General features: G+C 65.6%; 22 protein-coding genes. 11 read left to right on the top strand and 11 right to left on the bottom strand.

Annotation, left to right across the window (positions count from 1 at the left end):
• Positions 1-26 precede the first annotated feature (26 nt).
• Positions 27-605 carry a DJ-1/PfpI family protein gene (locus F7R19_RS09940; RefSeq protein WP_061957208.1) on the bottom strand — a complete coding sequence of 193 codons (579 nt, stop codon included), beginning with the start codon at positions 603-605 and terminating at the stop codon, positions 27-29.
• 129 nt (positions 606-734) lie between these two features.
• On the opposite strand from F7R19_RS09940, the gene F7R19_RS09935 reads away from it, so the two are divergent.
• A complete protein-coding gene (locus tag F7R19_RS09935) occupies positions 735-1,307 on the top strand; it encodes an adenine phosphoribosyltransferase (protein WP_061957207.1) in 573 nt (190 codons plus the stop codon).
• A gap of 128 nt (positions 1,308-1,435) precedes the next feature.
• A complete protein-coding gene (locus tag F7R19_RS09930; protein WP_150980144.1) occupies positions 1,436-3,112 on the top strand; it encodes a Na/Pi cotransporter family protein in 1,677 nt (558 codons plus the stop codon).
• A gap of 53 nt (positions 3,113-3,165) precedes the next feature.
• On the opposite strand, the gene uvrA is transcribed toward F7R19_RS09930, so the two are convergent.
• The gene (gene uvrA / locus F7R19_RS09925; RefSeq protein WP_150980143.1) at positions 3,166-6,033 is read right to left on the bottom strand and encodes an excinuclease ABC subunit UvrA; all 2,868 of its coding nucleotides are present in this window, start codon (positions 6,031-6,033) and stop codon (positions 3,166-3,168) included.
• Positions 6,034-6,407: 374 nt separating this feature from the next.
• Here uvrA and F7R19_RS09920 point away from each other — a divergent pair, with 374 nt between their 5' ends.
• Together F7R19_RS09920 and F7R19_RS09915 are read left to right on the top strand one after the other, a co-directional pair.
• Complete coding sequence (locus F7R19_RS09920) at positions 6,408-7,688, top strand: MFS transporter (RefSeq protein ID WP_150980142.1); 1,281 nt, start codon at positions 6,408-6,410, stop codon at positions 7,686-7,688.
• Positions 7,689-7,923: 235 nt separating this feature from the next.
• Entirely contained in the window at positions 7,924-8,457 is a 534-nt protein-coding gene (locus tag F7R19_RS09915; RefSeq protein ID WP_061957203.1) for a single-stranded DNA-binding protein, read from the top strand.
• A gap of 106 nt (positions 8,458-8,563) precedes the next feature.
• On the opposite strand, the gene arsH is transcribed toward F7R19_RS09915, so the two are convergent.
• Genes arsH through F7R19_RS09885 form a run of 7 tightly spaced genes read right to left on the bottom strand, consistent with a single transcriptional unit; the run spans position 8,564 to position 12,907 of the window.
• On the bottom strand, positions 8,564-9,328 hold the full coding sequence (gene arsH, locus F7R19_RS09910) for an arsenical resistance protein ArsH (RefSeq protein ID WP_150980141.1): 765 nt from the start codon (positions 9,326-9,328) through the stop codon (positions 8,564-8,566).
• Entirely contained in the window at positions 9,325-9,747 is a 423-nt protein-coding gene (gene arsC, locus F7R19_RS09905) for an arsenate reductase (glutaredoxin) (protein ID WP_150980140.1), read from the bottom strand. Before arsC ends, arsH begins: the two co-directional genes overlap by 4 nt.
• Before the next feature lie 9 nt (positions 9,748-9,756).
• A complete protein-coding gene (gene arsB / locus F7R19_RS09900) occupies positions 9,757-10,830 on the bottom strand; it encodes an ACR3 family arsenite efflux transporter (protein WP_150980139.1) in 1,074 nt (357 codons plus the stop codon).
• Positions 10,827-10,952 carry a hypothetical protein gene (locus tag F7R19_RS30465; protein WP_263289395.1) on the bottom strand — a complete coding sequence of 42 codons (126 nt, stop codon included), beginning with the start codon at positions 10,950-10,952 and terminating at the stop codon, positions 10,827-10,829. Before F7R19_RS30465 ends, arsB begins: the two co-directional genes overlap by 4 nt.
• Complete coding sequence (locus F7R19_RS09895) at positions 10,952-11,281, bottom strand: ArsR/SmtB family transcription factor (RefSeq protein ID WP_150980138.1); 330 nt, start codon at positions 11,279-11,281, stop codon at positions 10,952-10,954. The genes F7R19_RS30465 and F7R19_RS09895 overlap by 1 nt, the downstream gene beginning before the upstream one ends.
• 55 nt (positions 11,282-11,336) lie before the next feature.
• Positions 11,337-12,131, bottom strand: a complete 795-nt coding sequence (locus F7R19_RS09890) for an IclR family transcriptional regulator (RefSeq protein WP_150980137.1) — start codon at positions 12,129-12,131, stop codon at positions 11,337-11,339.
• Entirely contained in the window at positions 12,128-12,907 is a 780-nt protein-coding gene (locus F7R19_RS09885; protein ID WP_061957197.1) for an IclR family transcriptional regulator, read from the bottom strand. The genes F7R19_RS09890 and F7R19_RS09885 overlap by 4 nt, the downstream gene beginning before the upstream one ends.
• A gap of 257 nt (positions 12,908-13,164) precedes the next feature.
• On the opposite strand from F7R19_RS09885, the gene F7R19_RS09880 reads away from it, so the two are divergent.
• The 4 genes from F7R19_RS09880 (at position 13,165) to F7R19_RS09865 (ending at position 17,337) form a co-directional block, all read left to right on the top strand.
• On the top strand, positions 13,165-14,124 hold the full coding sequence (locus F7R19_RS09880) for an MBL fold metallo-hydrolase (RefSeq protein ID WP_150980136.1): 960 nt from the start codon (positions 13,165-13,167) through the stop codon (positions 14,122-14,124).
• Positions 14,125-14,212: 88 nt separating this feature from the next.
• Positions 14,213-15,961, top strand: coding sequence for an FAD-dependent oxidoreductase (locus F7R19_RS09875; protein ID WP_150980135.1), 1,749 nt, complete (start codon positions 14,213-14,215; stop codon positions 15,959-15,961).
• Positions 15,962-15,978: 17 nt separating this feature from the next.
• Entirely contained in the window at positions 15,979-16,194 is a 216-nt protein-coding gene (locus tag F7R19_RS09870) for a DUF2783 domain-containing protein (protein WP_150980134.1), read from the top strand.
• 234 nt (positions 16,195-16,428) lie between these two features.
• Entirely contained in the window at positions 16,429-17,337 is a 909-nt protein-coding gene (locus tag F7R19_RS09865; RefSeq protein ID WP_150980133.1) for a glutamate/aspartate ABC transporter substrate-binding protein, read from the top strand.
• 22 nt (positions 17,338-17,359) lie between these two features.
• Here F7R19_RS09865 and F7R19_RS09860 read toward each other — a convergent pair whose 3' ends face one another.
• Positions 17,360-18,256: a MurR/RpiR family transcriptional regulator gene (locus F7R19_RS09860; RefSeq protein ID WP_150980132.1), complete on the bottom strand. Its 897-nt coding sequence runs from the start codon at positions 18,254-18,256 to the stop codon at positions 17,360-17,362.
• 196 nt (positions 18,257-18,452) lie between these two features.
• On the opposite strand from F7R19_RS09860, the gene F7R19_RS09855 reads away from it, so the two are divergent.
• The 3 genes from F7R19_RS09855 to F7R19_RS09845 all read left to right on the top strand — a co-directional run bounded on the left by F7R19_RS09855 (position 18,453) and on the right by F7R19_RS09845 (position 21,904).
• Positions 18,453-19,778, top strand: coding sequence for an aspartate aminotransferase family protein (locus F7R19_RS09855; RefSeq protein ID WP_150980131.1), 1,326 nt, complete (start codon positions 18,453-18,455; stop codon positions 19,776-19,778).
• A gap of 10 nt (positions 19,779-19,788) precedes the next feature.
• Entirely contained in the window at positions 19,789-20,634 is an 846-nt protein-coding gene (locus tag F7R19_RS09850; RefSeq protein WP_061958668.1) for a beta-keto acid cleavage family enzyme, read from the top strand.
• Between the two features lie 70 nt (positions 20,635-20,704).
• Positions 20,705-21,904 (top strand): pyridoxal phosphate-dependent aminotransferase, encoded by a 1,200-nt coding sequence (locus F7R19_RS09845; protein WP_150980130.1) that lies wholly within the window; start codon positions 20,705-20,707, stop codon positions 21,902-21,904.
• 17 nt (positions 21,905-21,921) lie between these two features.
• On the opposite strand, the gene F7R19_RS09840 is transcribed toward F7R19_RS09845, so the two are convergent.
• On the bottom strand, positions 21,922-23,406 hold the full coding sequence (locus F7R19_RS09840; RefSeq protein WP_223505648.1) for an efflux transporter outer membrane subunit: 1,485 nt from the start codon (positions 23,404-23,406) through the stop codon (positions 21,922-21,924).
• Between the last annotated feature and the right edge of the window lie 2 nt (positions 23,407-23,408).

The following is a 23,408-nucleotide window of genomic DNA, read 5'->3' as shown; positions in this document are numbered from 1 at the left end:
TCGCGGCCGGCCGCGATCGGAAGCCTCTACTCTACGATCCGCGTTCCCAGCACGGCAAGAAATTGCGCCAGCCAAGCGGGATGCGCGGGCCACGCCGGCGCGGATACCAGATTGCCGTCCGTGTAGGCCTGGTCCACCGGAATGTCGGCGTACTTGCCGCCGGCCAGCCGCACTTCGGGCGCACAGGCGGGATAGGCCGAACAGGTGCGGCCTTCGAGCACGTCGGCGGCGGCCAGCAGCTGGGCGCCGTGACACACCGCGGCGATCGGCTTGTTGGCCTTCGCGAAGTGACGCACGATCTCGATCACGCGGTCGTTCAGGCGCAGGTATTCCGGCGCGCGGCCGCCCGGGATGACCAACGCGTCGTAGCTGGCCGGGTCGATGTCGGCAAACGTGGCGTTCAGCGTGAAGTTGTGGCCGCGTTTCTCGGTGTAGGTCTGGTCGCCTTCGAAATCGTGGATCGCCGTGGCGCAATGGTCGCCAGCCTTTTTGTCGGGGCAGACCGCGTGGACCGTGTGGCCCACCATCTGCAGCGCCTGGAACGGCACCATGGTTTCGTAGTCCTCGGCGAAATCGCCAACCAGCATGAGAATCTTCTTTGCCATTGCGGTCTCCTGTATGGTTACGGGTTGCGGGCGTGGCCCGCAGCCAGACCATTGTGCGGCGCTGACGCGGCGCGCGGGTGGTAACCCGTTACCGCATCAGGCACGACTTTTTCTTCGACAGATTCCCCCATGGCAGATTCCATTATCCAGTCCCCCGAGCTCGGCGATGTCACCGGCTACCTGCGTGACCGCATCCGTACGGTGCCGGACTGGCCGCAGCCGGGTGTGCAGTTCCGCGACATCACGCCGTTGCTTCAGAACCCCAAGACGCTGCGCGTGCTGATCGACGTGTTCGTGCATCGCTACATGGACCAGCAACTCGATCTGGTGGCCGGCATCGACGCGCGCGGTTTCATCCTGGGTTCGATCATCGCGTACGAACTGAACCTCGGCTTCGTGCCGATCCGCAAGAAGGGCAAGCTGCCATTCCAGACCGTGGCCGAGGAATACGAACTCGAATACGGCAGCGCTACCGTCGAGATCCACGCCGACGCCTGCAAGCCCGGCGACCGCGTGCTGCTGATCGACGACCTGATCGCCACCGGCGGCACAATGATGGCAGGCCGCAAGCTGCTGGAGCGCCTGGGCGCCACGGTGGTGGAGGGCGCCGCGATTGTCGATCTGCCCGAGCTGGGCGGCTCGCGGCTGCTGCACGCCAGCGGGCTGCCGCTGTTCACCGTCTGTAATTTCGGCGGTCACTGATTGCGCCCGTTTGCGTCCGTTTGCCCGGTGTGACAGGGGGGCGCATAATGCCCGCTTGATAACAACGCGATGACCGGGCTGCACGCCTCGCGCCTGCCCTGCCGGCACCGGTCACAAAGGGACGCACAATGGGCGTATTGCTTCATCTTCTGTCTGGCGTGGCGCTCCTGGTCTGGGGCACCAATATCGTCAAGGTCGGCATTCTGCGCGTGTACGGCGCTAACCTGCGCCACGTACTCTCCGTCAGCGTATCGAACCGGTTCACGGCGTTTGCCGCCGGGCTGGGCGTGACGGGGCTCGTGCAGAGCAGCAATGCCACCGCCGTCATCGTCAGTTCATTCGTCGGCCAGGGCCTGATCGCCGTGGCGCCGGCGCTCGCCATCATGCTTGGCGCCAACGTCGGCACCGCCATGATGGTGCAGGTGTTCTCGCTCGATCTGTCATGGCTGTCGCCGCTGCTGATCTTTGTCGGCGTGATCCTGCACCTGACGTGGAAGGGCAGCAAGGCCGGACACGTGGGCCGCGTGCTGATCGGGCTGGGCCTGATTACACTGGCGCTGGAACTGATTTCGATCGCCACGCGCCCCGTGGTGCAGGCGGCCGGCGTGAAGGTGCTGTTCGGTACGCTGACCGGCGACGCCGCGCTCGACATGCTGATCGGCGCGTTCCTGACAATCCTCTGCTATTCCAGTCTGGCCGTGGTGTTGTTCTGCGGTGCGCTGGCATCGGCCGGCGTGGTGTCGATCCACGTGGCGCTGGCGCTGGTGCTGGGCGCCAACCTCGGCTCGGGGATTTCCGCGCTGCTGACCACGTCGGGCAACAACCAGCCGGGCAAGCGCGTAACGCTGGGCAACCTGCTGTCGCGACTGCTGGGATGCGTGATCGCCTTGCCGCTGCTGAGCCAGGCTGAAGACCTGCTGGCGCTGATCGGCGGAGAGCCGCAGCGCCTGATCGTCAATTTCCACCTGCTGTTCAACGTGGCGCTCGCGGTGCTGCTGATTGGCGCCACGGCACCGCTGGCGCGCCTGTGCGAGGCGATCTTGCCGGGCCGCAACACAGGCGACAGCCAGGTCACGCCGCGCCATCTCGATGCCGCCGCGCTGTCCACGCCGACGCTGGCCCTGTCGAACGCCGCGCGCGAAGTGCTGCGCATCGGCGATCGTGTCGAACAGATGCTCGACAACATGCTGCGCGTGCTGCGCACCAACGATGTCAAGCTGGCCAACGCCACGTGCCGCATCGACAACGAGGTGGACGACCTCTACACCGCCATCAAGCTCTACCTCACGCAGATCAGCACAGAGGCGCTCGACGAGCAGGACGGCCAGCGCTGGACCGAAATCATCTCGCTGACCATCAACCTTGAACATGCGGGCGACCTGATCGAGCGCGTGATCGTCGACGCCAAGGAAAAGAAGATCGCGCACAACCTGGCGTTTTCCGAGGCGGGCATGCAGGAAATCTCCGAGATGCACAGCCGCGTCGTCGCCAATCTGCGCCTGGGCCTGTCGGTGTTCCTGACCGGCGATATTCGCAGCGCGCAGCAATTGATGGCGGAAAAGGCCAACTTTCGCGATCTGGAGCGCCAGTACGCGCGCTCGCACCTGCGGCGCGTGGCAGTGCAGACGGTGGAAAGCATCGAGACCAGCTCGCTGCACCTGGACGTGATCAGCGAGCTGAAACGGCTCAATTCGCTGTTCTGCGCGACCGCGTATCCGGTGCTGGAAAAGGCGGGCATGATGAATCGCAGCCGCATGAAGGACGAGCCGGACGCCAAGCTGGGCAGCGTGGCGCAAGCGCGCTGATGTGATGGCGGAGGGCGTGTCGAACGCGCGGCTTGCCCGCGCGTGCGGCGCGCTTACTTCTTGCGCTTGAGCAGCGGCGCCAGATATTTGCCGGTGAAGCTCGCCTTGCTGGCCGCCACGGTTTCCGGCGTGCCCTTGGCGATCACCAGGCCGCCGCCGGCGCCGCCTTCCGGGCCCATGTCGATCAGCCAGTCGGCCGTCTTGATGACGTCGAGATTGTGCTCGATGATCACGACCGTGTTGCCGTGGTCGCGCAGTTTCTGGATGACCTTGAGCAGCAGCTCGATATCGTGGAAGTGCAGGCCGGTGGTCGGCTCGTCCAGGATGTACAGCGTGCGTCCGGTATCGCGTTTGGACAGCTCCAGCGACAGCTTCACGCGCTGGGCCTCGCCGCCCGACAGCGTGGTGGCCGACTGCCCTAGGCGGATGTAGCCCAGCCCCACGTCTAGCAGCGTCTGCAGCTTGCGGCGCACCACCGGCACGGCGCTGAAGAATTCGTGCGCCTGTTCGACGGTCAGGTCGAGCACCTCGGAAATCGCCTTGCCCTTGTACAGCACTTCCAGCGTTTCGCGGTTGTAGCGCTGGCCATGGCAGACGTCGCACGGTACGTAGACGTCAGGCAGGAAATGCATTTCCACCTTGATGACGCCGTCGCCCTGGCAGGCCTCGCAGCGGCCGCCCTTCACGTTGAACGAGAAACGGCCCGGATCGTAGCCGCGCTCCTTGGCCGCAGGCACGCCGGCAAACAGTTCGCGGATCGGCGTGAACAGCCCCGTATAGGTGGCGGGGTTCGAGCGCGGCGTGCGTCCGATCGGGCTTTGGTCGACGTTGATGACCTTGTCGAAATGTTCGAGTCCTTCGATGCGGTCGTGCGGCGCCGGTTCGGCGGTCGATCCATACAGATGCCGCGCCACCGCGTTGTACAGCGTGTCGTTGATCAGCGTGGACTTGCCCGAACCCGATACGCCGGTGATGCACGTCAGCAGCCCGACTGGAATCTCGGCCGACACATTGCGCAGGTTGTTGCCCGTGGCGTTGACGATGCGCAGCAGCTTTTCCGGGTCGGGCGCGGTGCGTTTGGCCGGCACTTCGATGCGGCGCTGGCCAGACAGATACTGGCCCGTCAGCGACGCCGGCGACGCCTCGATCTGGTCGGGCGTGCCCTCTGCCACGATCATGCCGCCATGCACGCCTGCGCCGGGGCCGATGTCGACCACGTAGTCGCAGGCGCGGATCATGTCTTCGTCGTGCTCCACCACCAGCACCGAGTTGCCGATGTCGCGCAGATGCTTGAGCGTGCCGATCAGCCGGTCGTTGTCGCGCTGGTGCAGCCCGATCGACGGTTCGTCCAGCACGTACATCACGCCGGTCAGTCCCGAGCCGATCTGCGAGGCCAGGCGGATGCGCTGCGCCTCGCCGCCCGACAGCGTATCGGCGCTGCGCTCCAGCGACAGATAGTCGAGCCCCACGTTGTTCAGGAAATTCAGCCGCGCGGTGATTTCCTTGACGATCTTGTCGGCAATCTCGCGCTTGGCGCCATGCATGTTCAGCGTGAGGAACCACGTCAGCGCGTCGCGCAGCGGCCAGCCGTTGACCTCGTAGATCGCGCGCGCGTGGTCGTCCTCGCCGATCTTGACGTGACGCGCTTCGGTGCGCAGCCGCGTGCCGTGGCAGGCCGGGCACGCCTGGTTGTTCTGGTACTTGGCCAGTTCCTCGCGCACGGCCACGGAATCGGTTTCGCGGTAGCGCCGTTCCAGGTTCGGGATGATCCCTTCGAACGCGTGCTCGCGGACCGTGGTGCGGCCGCGCTCGTTGATATACGTGAAAGGAATCTCGGTCTCGCCCGATCCGTGCAGCACTACCTGCTGCACTTCGGCCGGCAGGTCCTCGAACGCGGTTTCGGTGTCGAAATCGTAGAACGCAGCCAGGCTTTGCAGCATCTGGAAATAGAACTGGTTGCGGCGATCCCAGCCCTTGATCGCGCCCGATGCCAGCGACAGGTTCGGAAAGGCCACCACGCGCTTCGGATCGAAGAACGTGATCTGCCCCAGACCGTCGCAGCTAGGGCACGCGCCCATTGGATTGTTGAACGAGAACAGGCGCGGCTCCAGTTCCTGCAGGGAATAGGAGCAGATCGGGCAGGCAAAGCGCGAACTGAAGACGTGTTCGTGGCCCGTGTCCATTTCGAGCGCGATCGCGCGGCCATCGGCCAGCCGAAGCGCGGTTTCGAACGATTCCGCCAGACGCTGCTTGATGTCGGCGCGCACTTTCACGCGGTCGACCACCACTTCGATCGAGTGTTTTTCGGTCTTCTTGAGCTTGGGCAGCGCGTCGACTTCGTAGACCTTGGCCTGCGCCTCGTGCGCGGTGCCGCCGCCCGAGCGGATGCGAAACCGCACGAAGCCCTGCGCCTGCATCGAATCGAACAGGTCGGAATGCTCGCCCTTGCGGTCGGACACCACCGGCGCCAGGATCATCAGCCGCGTGTCTTCCGGCAGCGCCAGCGCGGCGTCCACCATTTGCGACACGCTCTGGGCTTGCAACGGGATGTTGTGGTCGGGGCAGTAAGGCGTACCGGCGCGCGCGTACAGCAGGCGCAGGTAATCGTGGATCTCGGTGACCGTGCCCACCGTGGAGCGCGGATTGTGGCTGGTGGCCTTCTGCTCGATCGAGATGGCCGGCGACAACCCTTCGATCAGGTCGACGTCGGGCTTTTCCATCAGTTGCAGAAACTGGCGGGCGTAGGCGGACAGCGATTCCACGTAGCGCCGCTGACCCTCGGCGTACAGCGTGTCGAACGCCAGCGACGACTTGCCGGAACCGGACAGGCCCGTGATCACCACAAGCTTGTTGCGCGGCAGGTCCAGGTTGATGTTCTTCAGGTTGTGGGTACGTGCCCCACGGATCTTGATTTCTTCCATATCCCGTTCGTTTGCCCGGTGTCCCGCGGCCTGCCGAATGCAGGGCGGTCCACGGCAACCTAAAAGTGCCGTACGCAACGCCTGGAGTGCCCACGAAGGGCGCCACGCCTGCCGCTGCGCGCCTTGGCGGCCGCCCGCAGCGTTCACGGGTGACCAGGGAGGCGCGAGAAGCAAACCTGCTAATATACCGAACTTCGGTTTCCGGGGTTGCCCGGCACCAGGCAGACTTGAGATAACGCGATGCCGCCAGTGTTGCGGACATCACCGCAGACTCTGCCGAATGTGTGTCTGCCCGGTCTGACAAGGCAACTTCCAGGCGGCAGGGCTTTGCCCAGCATCCGGGCCGAACGCGCCAGAATCCACTCACGACCGCAATGCCGTCGATCCCCCCTTCCTCGCAGCCTCCATCGCCCGCCAACGGGTCCGTTCATGCGTCCGCCCACGCGGAACCCGTGCGCGACCGCATGACCCGCGGCGAACTGCGCGCCAGTCTGTCGCTGGCCAGCATCTTTGCCCTGCGCATGCTGGGCCTGTTCCTGATCCTGCCCGTGTTCGCGGAATTCGCGCGCACGCTGCCCGACGGACACGACGCGCAGCGGGTGGGCATCGCCATGGGTATCTATGGCCTGATGCAGGCGTTTCTCCACATTCCGCTGGGCTGGCTGTCCGATCGCATCGGGCGCAAGCCGGTGATGGTGGGTGGGCTGCTGCTGTTCGTCGCCGGTGCGCTGGTCGCGGCGTTCTCCGACACGCTGACCGGCATCACGGTTGGCCGCGCCATGCAGGGCATGGGCGCCATTTCGGCAGCCATTACCGCATGCATTGCCGACCTCACGCGGGAACGGCATCGCACCAAGGCGATGGCGATGGTCGGCGGCAGTATCGGGCTGACTTTCGCGCTGTCGCTCGTGATTGCGTCGCCGCTACTGCATGGCATCGGCATGTCCGGCATTTTCGGGCTGATGGCGGTGCTCGGCCTGGTGGCCATCGGCGTGACGATTTTCCTGGTGCCGACACCGCCGCCGCCGCATCCGGTGCAATTGCCGTTCCGCAGCGTGCTGCTCAATCCGGACCTGATCCGCATGAACGTCGGGGTGCTGGCGTTGCACTCGAGCCAGGTGGCGATGTTCATGGTGGTGCCGGCCATGCTGCGCGACGCAGGCATGCCGCTGGACCAGCATTGGAAGGTCTATCTGCCGGTGGTGCTGGTGTCGTTCGTGCTGATGCTGGCGCCCATGATGGCGGCCGAGCGCCACGGCAAGGTGCGCCCGGTGCTGCTGGCCTCGGTGGCGCTGATGACCGCCGTCCAGCTGCTGTTTGCCACCGTGCATGGGCTGTGGCCGATCGTCGTCGTCCTGCTGCTGTTTTTCGTCGCGTTCAACGTGCTGGAAGCCATGCAGCCGTCGCTGGTGTCGCGCTATGCCGCGTCCAGTCGCGGCGCGGCGTTGGGCGTCTATAACACCACGCAATCGCTCGGCCTGGCGCTGGGCGGCGTGGCCGGCGGCTGGCTGCTCAAGCACGAAGGCCGCCCCGCGGTGTTCGTGGGCTGCGCCGTGGTGCTGATGCTGTGGCTTATAATCGCGTGGAGCATGAAGGCGCCGCCGGCTCGTGCCAGTGGCGAAAAAAGCGGTGGCACCTCGGCAGTTGCGGCTTAGACACAACTTTCCACATCTCCGCAAAAATCCGAAACGCTTTTTCCCGATATCGGCGGTAGCATTCCACACGCGCCCAACGGATCTTCCGAACGGCGCGTGATGTCGTTTACGGTGGTCGTTCCGTGGCGCCTGCGGCCTTTCGGCTTCCCCCATTTTTTGCGAATCCTGTATTGCTGCAGGTTCGCGTTACGTTTAACGCCGCGCTGAAAGGGCGCGGTCCCTGGAGAACTTCTACATGGCATCGGTCAACAAAGTCATTCTCGTCGGTAACCTGGGCGCCGACCCGGAAACCCGCTACATGCCCAGCGGCGACGCTGTGACCAATATCCGACTGGCGACGACCGACCGCTACAAGGACAAGCAGAGCGGCGAGTTCAAGGAAGCCACCGAATGGCACCGCATCGCCTTCTTCGGCAAGCTGGCCGAGATTGCCGGCCAGTACCTGCGCAAGGGTTCCTCCGTCTACATCGAAGGCCGCATCCGCACGCGCAAGTGGCAGGATCAGTCGGGCCAGGAAAAGTACAGCACCGAAATCGTGGCGGACCAGATGCAGATGCTGGGTGGCCGGCAGAGCGGCGGTGGCGGTGGCGGCGATGAAGGCGGTTACGGCGGTGGCGCGGGCGGTGGTGGCGGATACAGTCGCGAATCGCAGGGCGGCGGCCGTGCCCCGGCCGGCGGCGCGCAGGGCGCCCAGGGCGGCGGTCAGCGCCGCCAGCAACCGGCGCCGTCGAACGGTTTCGAAGACATGGACGACGACATTCCGTTTTAACCGTTCTGAGACCCGGTTACCTAACCAAGCCTGCAAACAAAAACCCCGCCTGGTGTGCGGGGTTTTTTGTTTCTTGATGGGGTGCCTGGGAGCGGCGGTACGTGTGTTATTCCACTTCGCCGCTATCGCTGTCCCCGGTCTGGGCGTCGCGTTCGTGATGCATGGCTGCGGCGGCCAATGCCGTGGCGTTGGCGGGTGCGGCCTCCTTGCGCTCGCTGTAGCGGTCGGTCAGGTAGTCGCTGCGATCGCGCACCAGCAGCGTGAACTTGTAGAGCTCCTCCATGACGTCGACCACGCGGTCGTAGTAGGACGATGGCTTCATGCGGCCGCTGTCGTCGAATTCCTGATAGGCCTTGGCAACCGACGACTGGTTCGGGATCGTCACCATGCGCATCCAGCGTCCCAGCACGCGTAGCGCATTGACGGCGTTGAACGATTGCGACCCGCCGCACACTTGCATCACGGCCAGCGTGCGGCCCTGGGTCGGCCGGATCCCGCCGATTTCGAGCGGCAGCCAGTCGATCTGGTTCTTGAACACGGCGGTCAGCGTGCCGTGGCGCTCGGGGCTGCACCAGACCTGTCCTTCGGACCATTCCGACAGCTTGCGCAACTCCACCACCTTCGGATGATCGGCCGGCACGCTGTCCGTCATCGGCAGGCCGTGCGGATCGAACACGCGGGTCTGCGCGCCGAAGTGTTGCAGAATCCGTTCGGCTTCCAGCACAAGCAACCGGCTGTAGGAAGTCTCGCGCAGCGATCCGTAGAGCAGCAGGATGCGGGGCGGGTGAGTGCTCACGCGCGCCGGTTCCAGCTTGCGAAGGTCGGGCGTGTCGAGCACCGCGGGCACGACATTCGGCAGCTCGGCGATCATCGGATTCTCCGGCCTTGCGCGTCGATCACGGCCTCGCCGTCTTCCTTGGTATAGGCGCCCTGTTGCGGCGCCGGCAGGATGTCCAGCACGCGCTCCGAAGGCCGGCACAGGCGCACGCCCAGTTCGGTGACCACGAACGGCCGGTTGATCAGGATCGGGTGGGCAAGCATCGCGTCCAGCAACGCCTCATCGTCCAGTGCCGGGTCCCCGAGACCCAGTTCGGCATAGGGCGTGCCTTTCTCGCGGATCGCTTCTCGCACGGTGAGCCCCGCGTCGCGGATCAATGCCTGCAGCGTCGGCCGGTCGGGCGGCGCGCTCAGATATTCGATCACGATGGGTTCGATGCCCGCGTTGCGGATCATGGCTAGCGTGTTGCGCGACGTGCCGCACGCGGGGTTGTGATAGATGGTGACGGTCATGAGGATGCCTCAACGCGATTCGTACGATTCATACCAGTGCTGCGACCGGTTGACGACACCGACGACAAACAGCATCACCGGTACTTCGATCAGCACGCCGACGACGGTGGCCAGCGCCGCGCCCGATTGAAAGCCGAACAGGCTGATGGCGGTAGCCACGGCCAGCTCGAAAAAATTGCTTGCGCCGATCAGCGCCGATGGACCGGCTACGCAGTGGGCCACGCCGAGCTTGCGGTTGAGCAGATACGCGAGGCCCGAGTTCAGCAGCACCTGGATCAGGATCGGCACGGCCAGCAGCACGATGATCAGCGGCTGCTCCACGATCGCATTGCCCTGGAAGCCGAACAGCAGCACCAGCGTCGCAAGCAGCGCGGTGATCGAATACGGGCCCAGCGCGCCGACCACGCGCCGGTATGTGGCGTCGCCGCGCGCCAGCAGCGCCTTGCGGATGACCTGCGCGATCAACACCGGCACGACGATATAGAGCGCGACCGAGGTGATCAGCGTGTCCCACGGCACGGTGATCGACGACAGGCCAAGCAGCAGCGCCACCACCGGCGCGAACGCCACGACCATGATCGCGTCGTTGAGCGCGACCTGCGAGAGCGTGAAATACGGGTCGCCCTTGCAGAGCTGCGACCAGACAAAGACCATTGCCGTGCACGGCGCCGCCGCCAGCAGGATCAGGCCCGCGATGTAGCTGTCGATCTGGTCGGCCGGCAGCCAGCCCGCGAACAGATGGCGCACGAAGATCCAGCCCAGCAGCGCCATCGAAAACGGTTTGACCAGCCAGTTCACGAACAGCGTCACGCCGATGCCGCGCCAGTGGCCCGCCACCTGTCCCATCGCGCCGAAATCGATCTTGATCAGCATCGGAATGATCATGATCCAGATCAGCACCCCAACCGGCAGGTTCACCTGAGCCACTTCCATTGCGCCGATTGCGTGAAAAACGCCGGGCAGCCATTGGCCGAACAGAATCCCGGCGACGATGCACAGCGCAACCCAGACCGTCAGATAGCGCTCGAAGAATCCGATGGCGCTCGGTTGCGCCATCCCGGCGGCTCGCTCGGCCGTGCTCATCGCGCCGGCTCCACGCCGTTATCGCGCATCTCCTTCAGGACGGCGTTGCGATCGCGTCCATGCAGCGGCAGGTTCACGAACTGGCTGCAAGTCTGGTTGGACATGGGCATGGGGGCGATCATCAGGACTCCGCGCCCACGGAGCAGCGCGATATCGGCGAGCACGGATTGCCGCCGCAGCAGTTTTCCGTGAGATAGCCAAGCAGGTCGTTCATGGTCTCGAAGCGCGCCATGTAGATGATCGATCGCCCTTCCTGGCGGCTGGCAAGCAGCCCGGCGCGGTGCAGTTCCTTGAGGTGGAACGACAGCGACGAGGCCGGCGTCTCCATCAGTTCGGCGATGCGGCCCGCGGGCAGCCCATCGGGACCAGCCTGCACGAGCAGGCGAAAGACAGCCAGACGGACGGCGTGGGCAAGCGCGGCAAGCGCTTCAAGGGCGTGATCGGTTTCCATTATTCGAATATATTCGAATAATGGAAACGTTGCAATCGCGGGTTTGTGACGCGGTTCAGGAGGTGGGGGCCGCCGCGCCGAAACGCCATGACAGCCGTTGCGCCGACTGCCTGAGCAGGCGCGCCACGTCGCCATCGAGCGTGCTGTCGAAACTGCCACTGCTGCCCATCACGGCGATTACAAGCGCCACGGCACCGGTGTGATCGAACACCGGCGCGGCCAGCGTGTCGATGCCGGGGACCGGTCGGCTCTCGGCGTTGTCGACGCCACGGGCGCGAATCCGCACCATGCGCGCCGCCAGTTCTGCTCGGGCGGTCGCATCGGCGCGCACGCCGGCCATGCGGATGGCGTCCTGTGCCAGCGCCTGCTTCAGCGCATCTTCGCCGAGGTGCGCGGCAAAGGTGCGGCCCATCGCCGTGTTGACCATCGACAAGACCGTACCGACGCGCAGGCTGACATGCTGCGGCCGCAGTGCTTCTTCGAGCCGGATCACGGTGGGCCCCAGCGGGCCCAGAACGGCAATGGCCGCGGACAGGCCCGTGGCGTGCGCCAGGGCGACGATCTCGGGCTCGGCCTCGCGTGCGGGCGATAGCCGTTGCAGGGCGATCAGGCCAAGGTCGAGGCCCAGCGTGCCCGCTTCGAAATCGCCATCGGCATTGCGCGACAACAGGCCGATCTTCTGCAGGCTGACCAGATGGGGAAACGCCTTGGCCGGCACCATGCCTGCGGCGCGCGCCAGTTCGCCAAGCGAGAGCGGTCGCGCCGCATCGGCCAGCGCGGCCAGCAGTTGTCCGGTGTTGTCGAGCGACTGAATGCCGCGCCGGGATTTGTTGTCGACGAACTCGCTCATGTTTGATCCATCGCATGCGCGATCTCGTCGCGCACCGCCAGCAGCGCGCGCGCCACCGGGCCTTCCCAGTCGACATCGATCACCCCGGTCGACCCGATCACCGTCAAGACCAGTCGCAAGCTGCCCGAGGTGTCCATCAGCGGCGCTGCCAGGCTGCTGACGGCGGGGCTCGGCGAATCGATGCTCCGCTCGATCCCGCGTGCGGCGATGATCTCTACGCTTCTGCGAAACGCGGATAGCGGCTGCGGCGACGCCGCGGTCCATTGCTGCTGCCACAACGCCAGCCATTGCGATTCGGGCTGGAACGCGCAATAGGTGCGTCCCGTTGCGGTGGCGGCCAGCGCCATCACGGTGCCCACGTGCAGATTCACATGGAGCGGACTGCCGGCTGCGGCGTAATGGACGATGGTCGGCCCCTGTGGCGTGGGCAGGCTTATGGCGACATTGCAGCCCGTTTGCGCGGCCAGCGCCTGCACGCGTGGCACCGCAGCGCGCCACGCCGGGTCATGTTCCAGATGCAGCATGCCCAGCCGCAATGCCAGCGGACCGGGCTCGTAGCCGCCATCGATGTGATCGCGCTTGATGAGCCCCAGGCGGGTCAGGCTGACCAGATAGGTGTGCGCCTGTGCGGGCGCCAGTTGCGCCGCACTGGCCAGTTCGGCCAGCGCCAGTGGGCGGCGTGCATCGGCCAACGCCTGCAGCAGCCGGCCGCTCACTTCCACGCTCTGGATGCCGCGTTGGGTTTTGCCGGCGGGTTCGCCTGGGGGTCGTGCCATAGCGTGCGTCGTGCCTCGGAAAGAGTGCCGGGCGAGTCGGAAAAGTCCAGATGGTAATCGAACCCTCCGGGGGGCGAGTCGCGTCCGGCGCATATCGATGCGAACCGCTTGAGGGTTTTCCCCGGGGCCTTGACGAAACGAGGGGTCTCGCCTCCGATATTTATCCAATGGCAATATCGTTTGTCATTGACTAAAAATAGCACTCTTCCTAAGATTCCTCTACGCCGATCCCCAACCACGACAATTACGAGACAGACATGGCAAAAGCGTTTGCGTCCCAGGCCGACCTGGAAGCCAAGCAGATCACTTTCACCCAACTATCCGAAAACGCCTATGCCTACACGGCCGAGGGCGATCCCAATTCCGGCGTGATCGTCGGCGACGACGGCGTGATGATCATCGACACCACCGCGACGCCGGCGATGGCCCGCGACCTGATCGCGCGCATCCGCACCGTCACGGACAAGCCGATCAAGTACGTGGTGCTGTCGCACTACCACGCGGTGCGCGTGTTGGGCGCGTCGGCGTACTTCGCCGAGGGCGCGCAGCAGATCATCGCCAGCCGCGGCACCTACGAGATGATCCTGGAGCGCGGCGAAGCCGACATGAAATCGGAAATCGAACGCTTTCCGCGCCTGTTCGCCGGCGTGGAAACGGTGCCCGGCCTGACGTGGCCTACGCTGGTATTCGATCGCGAGATCACGCTGTTCATGGGCAAGCTGGAAGTGCGTATCGCCCATCTGGGCGCAGGCCATACCAAGGGCGATACAGTGGTCTGGTTGCCGCAGCAGAAGGTGCTGTTTTCCGGCGATCTCGTCGAATACGACGCCGCGTGCTATTGCGGCGACGCGCAGCTCGAACAATGGCCAGCCACGCTCGACGCGCTGGCCGCGCTGCAGCCCGAAAAGCTGGTGCCCGGCCGCGGCCCCGCGCTGACCACGCGCGCCGACGTGGCCAAGGGACTCGCCTACACCAAGGATTTCGTCACCACGCTGCTGCAGGCCGGGCGCGAGGCGGTGGCTGCAAAGATGGATCTGAAGGCCGCCATGGCGCATACGCGCAAGGCGATGGATCCGAAATTCGGTCAGGTGTTCATCTACGAACATTGCCTGCCGTTCGATGTGTCGCGCGCGTATGACGAGGCGTCGGGCGTTACCCATCCGCGGATCTGGACGGCCCAGCGCGACCAGGAAATGTGGACAGCGCTGCAGCAATAGCGCGACCGTTTGTCGATCCCGTTCCGCAACGTACGGAACGGGCGCCAGCGCACCACGCGCACCAGAACGAACGTGGACCGGAGACACCATGAGCAGCACCGAAGCCGATATCGACTATCAGCGGCAGACCTACGATTACGCGCCCTGTGCGGAACAACGCGCGGACCACGTCGCCGCCGACCCGCATCCGGTCGTGGTGGTTGGCGCGGGGCCGGTGGGGCTCGCTACGGCCATCGACCTGGCCCGGCACGATGTGCCGGTGGTGCTCGTCGATGACGACTGCGCGCTGTCCACCGGCTCGCGTGCGATCTGCTTTGCCAAGCGCACGCTCGATATTTTCGATCGGCTTGGCTGCGGCGACCGCATGGTCGACAAGGGTGTGCGCTGGCATCTGGGCAAGGTTTTCATGCGCGACCGCCAGGTCTACGCATTCGACCTGCTGCCCGAATCGGGTCATCAGCGTCCCGCCTTTATCAATCTGCAGCAGTACTACGTCGAGGGCTATCTGCTCGATGTGGCGCGCGGCATGCCCAATATCGAGATCCGCTGGAAAAGCCGCGCCGTGGCCGTGCAGCAACATGCCGATCATGTCGCGCTGACGATCGAGACGCCCGATGGCGGCTACGTGCTGCGCGGCCGCTACGTGGTTGCGGCGGACGGGTCGCGCAGTGCGCTGCGCAAGCTGCTCGGGCAGGAAAGCCACGGCCACACGTTTCGCGATCGCTTCCTGATTGCCGATGTGAAGATGGACGCGCCATTCCCGGCCGAGCGCTGGTTCTGGTTCGATCCGCCGTTTCATCCGAATCAATCAGTGCTGCTGCATCGCCAGCCCGACAACGTCTGGCGCATCGATTTCCAGCTCGGTTGGGACGCCGACCCGGCGCTCGAGAAAGCGCCGGAACGCGTGAAGGCGCGCGTGCAGGCGCTGTTGGGGGCGGACGTGAAGTTCGAACTGGAATGGGTCAGCGTCTACACGTTTTCATGCGTGCGCATGGACACCTTCCGGCATGGCCGCGTGCTGTTCGCGGGCGATGCGGCGCACTGCGTGTCGCCGTTCGGGGCGCGCGGCGCCAATAGCGGCATACAGGACGCCGAAAATCTCGCATGGAAACTGGCCTACGTGCTGCAAGGCAAGGCGCCTGACAGCCTGCTCGACAGCTACGCCAGCGAACGCGAGTTTGCCGCCGACGAGAACATCCGCAACTCGACGCGCTCCACCGATTTCATCACGCCGAAAAGTGCGGTCAGCCGCGTGTTCCGCGACGCGGTGCTGACGCTGGCGCGCGACCATGCCTTTGCGCGGCAACTGGTCAACAGCGGGCGCTTGTCAGTGCCCGCGGTGCTGCATGATTCGCCGCTCAATACCGCCGATGCGGACGGATTCTCGGGCGCGATGGCGCCAGGCGCCGCATGCGTCGACGCGCCGGTTGCCGGCGAGGAAGGCAAGCCGTGGCTGCTGCCGCATCTCGGCGATGGGTTTGTCGCGCTGATCTTCGGCGCGCCGGCCGGGCTCGATGCGTCGGCCACAGAAGCCTTGCGCCAGCTGCAGCACGGCGATATTCCGCTGCGCGTGGTGTTCGTCACCGACGTGGCGATTCAGGCATCGGCGCAGGCGTGGCCCGGCGCCGTGGTGCTGCGCGATGTCGAAGGTCTGGCTGCGCGGCGTTATGACGCGCGCGCTGGCACGTGTTATCTGATCCGACCCGATCAGCACGTGTGCGCGCGCTGGCGCGGCGTCGACGCGCGGCGCGTGGCCGAGGCGCTGGCCCGCGCCACCGGCAACGCGGCCTCGGCGGTGCGGCGGTCCGCCCAGGCGCCAGCACCGGCGTTGGCCTGATTGCAAGGAGACCGGCCATGCCGCTGAATACCGCCCCCAATCTGTCCCGTCCCGACGACTTCTACGAAGCACTGATCGACATGCATCGCGATCTCGACGATGCGCAGAGTCAGGCCGTCAACGCGCGGCTGATCCTGCTGCTGGCCAATCACATTGGCGACTTCGATACGCTGCGCGAAGCGATGCAACTGGCGCGCGACGCCGCCGCCGAACCCGTCACCGCCGCGCCCTGAAACGGCCGCGGCAGTCCCGTCCCAGATCCCGTTCCCACCCGCCGCCGCCGCACCTTGGCGGCGCACCATCGCGCCGCGCCTTCCAACATATTCCCCAAAGCCGGGCGTGCATGCTCGCGGGCAGGGCGCGCGCCGGGAAAAACCATTTGTTTCATGGTTATCCATGATGGAACACTTGTTGCTCGATGACTAGCATTGCAACAGCTGATGCTTTCATTCAACAGGAGTCTTTCCATGAAGCAGTCCGTTTCGATCCGTGTCGCCGCGCTGATGGCGATGTCGTTGGGCGCCGGGTCCGCCCTGGCCGTCGATGTGGCTGCGAGCCCCACGCTCAGCAAGATCAAGTCGTCCGGGGCCATTTCGATCGGGCATCGCACCTCGTCGATTCCGTTTTCGTACTACGACGCCAACCAGAAGGTGATCGGTTTCGCCCAGGATATTTGCGATCGCGTGGTCGACGCCGTGAAGAAGGAAACCGCCACGCCGAACCTGCAAGTGCGCATGGTGCCGGTCACGTCGCAAAACCGCATGTCGCTGGTGCAGAACGGCACCGTCGATCTCGAATGCGGCGTCACCACCAACCTGAAGGCGCGCCAACAGCAGGTGGCGTTCTCAACCACCTATTTCGTTGCCGGTACGCGCCTGCTCGTGAAGAAGGGCAGTCCGGTGCACGATTTTGGCGATCTCTCAGGCAAGAACGTGGTGACCAACGCGGGCACCACGTCGGAGCGCATCCTGCGCAGGCTGAACGACGAAAAGGGCGCGAATATCACGATCCAGAGTGCCAAGGACTATGGCGAATCGTTCCTGATTCTGCAGTCGGGCCGCGTGGCGGCGTTCATGATGGACGACGTGCTGTTGTCCGGTTCCCGCACGCTGGCGCCGAATCCGAACGACTGGCAGGTGGTCGGCACGCCGCAATCGTTCGAGGCCTATGGCTTCATGATGCGGCGCGACGATCCCGGCTTCAAACAGGTGGTTGACGGCGCAATGAGCAGTCTGATGCGCAGCGGCGAAATCAACACGCTGTACGCGAAGTGGTTCCAGAAACCGGTGCCGCCGAAGAACCTGTCGTTCGACCTGCCGCAGAGCGAGCAGATCAAAAAGGCCTACGCCAATCCGAACGACGAGGCGTTCGAATAAGCGAATAAACGAACAAGCGCGGTCAGCGACGGCCTTCGGGCAAATAGGCGCCGGTGCGGTGGAGCTGACCCTCGGTCTGCTCCAGCGCGCGGATCGCGCCCTTGCCCTTGCGCGCCAGCAGTTGTTCGACCAGCGCTTCCACCATCGTCACGCCCGAGGTGATCGAAGGAAAGAACGACGGGCTGTCGATCGCGAACAGCAGCGTGCAGTCGGCCTCGAGCGCGATCGGCGCCACCGTGCTGTCGGTCAGCGCGATCACCTTGCATCCCGCGTCGCGTGCGGCGGTGGCCACGCGCAGGCTTTCCTGCGAATACGGCGCGAAGCCTGCCACCAACACCGCATCCTTGGCGCCGAGCGCGCGCAGTTCCATTTCCAGCGTGCCGGCGTCGCCGCGAATCAGCCTGACGGAACTGCGGAACAGCCCGTAGATATAGTGAAACGTGAACGCAATCGGAAAGCACGAGCGGAAGCCGGCCACGTGCACGGTGGGCGCGGCGGCCAGCAGATCGGCGGCGCGCGGCAGCGCATCGGCATTGTTGGCCAGCAGCGTGTCGAGGTTGTGGTGCTGAACCTCGATCATCTCCGCAAGCATCTTGCTCGATCCGGTTTCCTTGACCACCTTGCGCGCGCGCCGCGCATAAGGCTGGCTGCCGTTTTCGCGCACGGCCGCGACGAACAGCTCACGCAACGCTTGCCATCCCTCGAATCCGAGCGATTGCGACAGCCGCACCAGCGTGGCGGGCTGCACGCCGGCGCTTGCCGCCACCTTGCGCATCGACTGGATGGCGATATCGCGCGGATGATCGAGCAGATATCGCGCGCCGCCCTGAAATTGCGCGCTGAGATTGGGAAACTCGGCCCGAAGCTGGCTCATCAGCGCATCGAGGGACTGCGGCGGGGTGGCGGAATCGGCGGACATCGGCGTTTGCGAAAGATGGAATGAAACGATTGTTGCACAGGTTGCCGCCCGCTTCACGCCAACGGCGGTCGGTGCATATGTTTCTTTGAATCAGCAAAATGAAACAATTGTTGCGTACCCGAAAGGTTGTTCCTATACTCGCACCTGTCTGGCGTAGTGCCGCATTCCGGCTGCGCCCTTGTTGCCTCTCCAAACCATGACGCACGTATTCCACCGTAATCCCAAGCAAACCATGCCGGTCGCCGTTGGCGGCAGCGGTATCGAACTGATCGACAGCAATGGGCGCCGCTATCTGGACGCTTCGGGCGGCGCGGCAGTGTCGTGTCTCGGACACGGGCATCCGCGCGTAATCGAGGCGATCAAGGCGCAGGTCGATACGCTTGCGTACGCCCACACGTCGTTCTTCACCACGGAAGTGTCCGAGACGTTGGCACGCACCCTGGCCGAGGCCGCGCCCGGCGATCTGAATCACGTCTACTTCGTTTCGGGCGGATCCGAGGCGGTTGAGGCGGCGCTGAAGCTGGCGCGCCAGTATTTCGTGGAGATCGGCCAGCCGCAGCGGCGTCACTTTATCGCGCGCCGCCAGAGCTATCACGGCAACACGCTCGGTGCGCTGGCCATCGGCGGCAACGCGTGGCGACGCGAGCCGTTCCTGCCGCTGCTGGTGCCCGCCTATCACGTGTCGCCGTGCTACGCCTATCGCGACCAGGCCGCGGGCGAGACCGACGCCCAATACGCGCAGCGCCTGGCCGAAGAACTGGAAGCCAAGATCCTCGAACTGGGACCGGACGCCGTGGCCGGCTTCGTCGCCGAGACCGTGGTCGGCGCCACGGCGGGCGCGCTGCCCCCGGTGGGCGATTACCTGAAGCGCATCCGCGCCGTGTGCGACAAGTACGGCGTGCTGCTAATCCTTGACGAGGTGATGTCGGGCATGGGTCGTACCGGCTACCTGTTTGCGTGCGAAGAGGACGGCGTGACGCCCGATATCGTCACCATCGCCAAGGGCCTGGCCGCGGGCTATCAGCCGATCGGCGCGATGTTGTCGACGTCGCGCATCTTCGATGTCATTGTCGGCGGCAGCGGTTTCTTCCAGCACGGCCACACCTACATCGGCCACGCCACGGCGTGCGCGGCAGCGCTGGCCGTACAGCGCGTGATTGCCGAGGACAGATTGCTCGACAACGTGCGGGCGCGTGGCGAGCAGCTGCGCGCGCGTCTGCGCGAAGCGCTCGGCGCGCATCCCAATGTCGGCGACGTGCGGGGCCGCGGTCTGTTTGTCGGCGTGGAATTCGTGGCGGACCGCGCCAGCAAGGCGACGCTCGACCCAGCCCGCAAGACGCACGCGGCACTCAAGCGCACCTGCATGGATAACGGTCTGCTCGTCTATCCGATGGGCGGCACCGTCGATGGCGTTCATGGCGATCATGTCTTGTTTGCACCGCCGTTTATCTGCACGCCGGCCGATATCGACAACATCGTCGACCGCTTCGTGCAGTCGGTGAACCAGGTCCTGCCAGGCTGAGGATCGTTCCATGCAAAGCGAAACCCTGCGCCGGCCGTTTGCGCTGGCGGTGGCGCCCAATGGCGCACGTAAGACGCATGTCGATCATCCACGGCTGCCTGTCACGCCCGACGAGCTGGCGCAGTGCGCACGCGAATGCGTCGACGCCGGCGCGGCCATGATCCATCTGCACGTGCGCAAGGCCGACGCCACGCACAGCCTGGAAGTGGCCGACTACGTGCCCGCCATCGCGGCGGTGCGCAAGGCAGTCGGCGATCGACTGGTGCTGCAGCTCACTACCGAAGCCGTGGGCATCTATCGGCCGGCACAGCAGATCGCAACGGTGCAGGCATTGCGCCCGGAGGCCGCGTCGGTTGCCGTGCGCGAGCTGGCGCCCGACGACGCGGCATTGCCTGCCGCTGCGCAGTTCTTCCAGTGGATGCATCGGGAACACGTCGTGGCGCAATACATCCTGTACGACGCCGACGACGTGCGCCGTTACGCCGCGCTGCGCGCCAGCGGTGCGATTCCCGAAGGACGCCACTGGGTGCTGTTCGTGCTGGGGCGGTATTCGGCGGGTCAGAAATCGTCGCCGTCCGATTTGCTGCCGTTCCTGGCGGCCTGGACCGAAGCGGGTCTCGACCGCAGTGGCACGCAATGGGCCGTGTGCGCGTTCGGCAGGCAGGAGGCCGATTGTGCGGCCGCTGCGGTGATGCTGGGCGGCCACGCGCGCATCGGCTTCGAAAACAACATGACGCTGCCCGACGGATCGACGGCGCCCGACAACGCCGGGCTGCTGCGCGCGGTGCGGGCACCGCTGCAAAGCCTTGGCTATGCGGCGATGACGGCCGACGAGCTGCGCGGCGCGTTGGCGTAGCGCAAGGCAGCGGGAGCGGCGGGAATCCGGTACGCTTGGCGCTTCATCCGTTTTCCGCCCAGGAGTGCCGATGTCCGTCAGCCCGTCCCGCCAGTCTTCCACCACCGAGGCCGCGCCGCTGGCGCGCGATATCGTGCACGGCTTGCGCGCCTCGCGCATCCGCGAGGTCGCCAACGCCGGCATCGGCCTGCCCGATGTGCTGCCGTTCTGGTTTGGCGAATCGGATCAGGTCACGCCGCAGTTCATCCGCGATGCGGCCGCCCAGGCGCTTGCCGGCGGCGCGACGTTCTATACGCACAACCTCGGGATCGCCCCGCTGCGCGCCGCGTTGTCCGACTACGTGAGCCGCTTGCACGGCGCGACGCCGGTCGACCACATTGCCGTGACCAGCGCGGGCGTGAATGCACTGATGCTGGCTGCGCAGCTGGTAGCGGGACCAGGCGACCGCGTGGTGGCAGTCACGCCGCTGTGGCCGAATCTGGTGGAGATTCCGCGCATTCTCGGTGCCACAGTGGAAACGGTCACGCTCGACTTCGGCGCCGACGGCTGGACGCTCGACGTCGACAAGCTGCTGCGCGCGCTGACGCCTGGCACGCGCGCGGTGATGATCAATTCGCCGAACAATCCGACCGGCTGGGTGATGTCGCGCGCGCAGCAGCAGGCCGTGCTCGACCATTGCCGCCGCCACGGTATCTGGATCATCGCGGACGAAGTCTACGAGCGCCTCTACTACGGGCGCGAGGGCGGCGTTGCGCCGTCTTTCCTCGATATCGCCAGCCGCGATGAGCGTGTGATCGCCGTGAACTCGTTTTCCAAGGCGTGGCTGATGACGGGCTGGCGGCTTGGCTGGATGGTGCTGCCCGCATCGTTGCTCGACGATCTCGGCAAACTGGTCGAGTACAACACCTCGTGCGCGCCTTCGTTCGTGCAGGAAGCGGGCGTCGTTGCCGTGCGCGATGGTGAGGCCTTTACGCAGGATCTGGTGCAGCGGCTGCGCACGGCGCGCGATCATCTGGTGGCCGCGCTGTCGGCGCTGCCCGGCGTCGAGGCGCACGCGCCGGACGGCGCGATGTACGTGTTCTTCCGCCTCGCCGGTGCGGCCGACAGCCTGTCGCTATGCAAGCAGCTGGTGCGCGACGCCCGGCTGGGCCTCGCGCCGGGCAGCGCATTCGGCGATGAGGGCGAAGGCTTCGTGCGATGGTGCTACGCCTGCGACGTGGCGCGCCTCGACGAAGGCGTGCGCCGCTTGCGCGCGTTTCTGGCCGGCTGAAGGCGACCCACGCGCACCTACTCGATCGCGCCCGGCGTTTCCTGCGCGTTCCACCATCCGCCGCCCAGCGCCTGCATCAATGCGGCGGAATCGGCCAGCCGCGCGGCGCGGGCCTGCGACAGATCGAGCGCGGCCTGGCGCGCCTGCCGTTCCGCATCGATGACGGTGAACTGGCTGACGCCGCCCAGCCGGTATTGCGCGCTGACGATGGCCAATGTGTCGCGCGTCTGCCGGGCGTTTTCGGCGCGGGCCTGCAGCGTCTGCGCATCGGCGTCGAGCGCGCGCAGCGTGTCGGCGACATTCTGCAGGCCCTGCAATACCGCTTGTCGATACGCGCCCAGCGATTGTTCGTATGCCGCTTCCTTGGCGCGCTTCTGCGCGCGCAACTCGCCTCCATGAAACACCGGCTGCACCACGCCGGCGGCGAGGCTCCAGATGTTCATGCTGTTGAACAAATCGCGCGCGCGCATTTCCTGCGTGCCGCCGCTGGCAGTCAGCGTGATCTGCGGATAGAGATTCGCCGTGGCCACGCCGATATTGGCCGATGCCTGATGGAGCAGCGCTTCGGCCGCGCGAATGTCCGGCCGGCGGCGCGCCAGTTCGGACGGCAGGCTAAGCGGCAGCGTGTCCGGCAGGTGCAGGTCTTCGAGCGTGAATGCGGGCAGTTGCGCGCTGGCCGGCGTCTGTCCCGCGTAGACGGCCAGTTGATGGCGCGTGGCATCGAGCTGCTGCGCAAGCGCCGGAATCAGCGCCTGTGTCTGCGCCAGTTCCGCTTGCTGGCGTTGCACGTCGACGCGCGCCACGCCGCCCGCTTCGAGTCGCGCCTGAAGGATGCCGAGTTGCCGCTGTTGCGCCTGTGCGATGGCGGTCGTGTCGGCCAGTTGCGCGCGCAGGCTGGCCTCGCGGATCGCCGCGGTGGCCACATTCGCGGCCAGCGACAGGCGCGCGGCTTCGAGTTCGAAGCGTTGGTAATCGACCGCCGCCTGCAAGCCCTCCAGTTCGCGGCGCTGTCCGCCGAACAGGTCGAGCGCATAGGAAACCTGCACGCTGGCATTGAACAGCGTGAACGGACCGGGGCTGGGAAACTGCGTGATGCCGACCGACGTCAGATCCACCTGCTGGCGCGTGGCGTTGAGCTTGGCGTCGACCTGCGGAAACTGCGTCGCACCCGTGCGCGCGGCCAGGTTTTCCTGGGCCTCGCGCAGGCGCGCCTGCGCCTGGGCCAGTGTCGGACTATTTGCCAGCGCGACGCGGATCGTCTCGTCCAACTTCGGATTGCGGAACAACGCCCACCATTGCCGCGGAATATCGGCCGTGGCCAGCGTCTGCGTGGGATATCCGGCCGCGCTCATCTGCGCGGGCTGGGCGCTGGCCGTGTAGCGCGCGTCCGTGGTCGGTTCGGGCGTGCGGAAATCGGGGCCCACCGTGCAGCCGCCGAGCAGCAGCGCCATCGCCGCCGCAATCGTCGCCATCGACATGTTCAAGGTTGGATGAGTTCGCATGC

The sequence above is a fragment of the Cupriavidus pauculus genome (assembly GCF_008801835.1).
Taxonomy (GTDB): domain Bacteria; phylum Pseudomonadota; class Gammaproteobacteria; order Burkholderiales; family Burkholderiaceae; genus Cupriavidus; species Cupriavidus pauculus.
The sequence above is the reverse complement of the archived record's forward strand: the minus strand, read 5'-3'. Positions and strand labels throughout refer to the sequence as shown.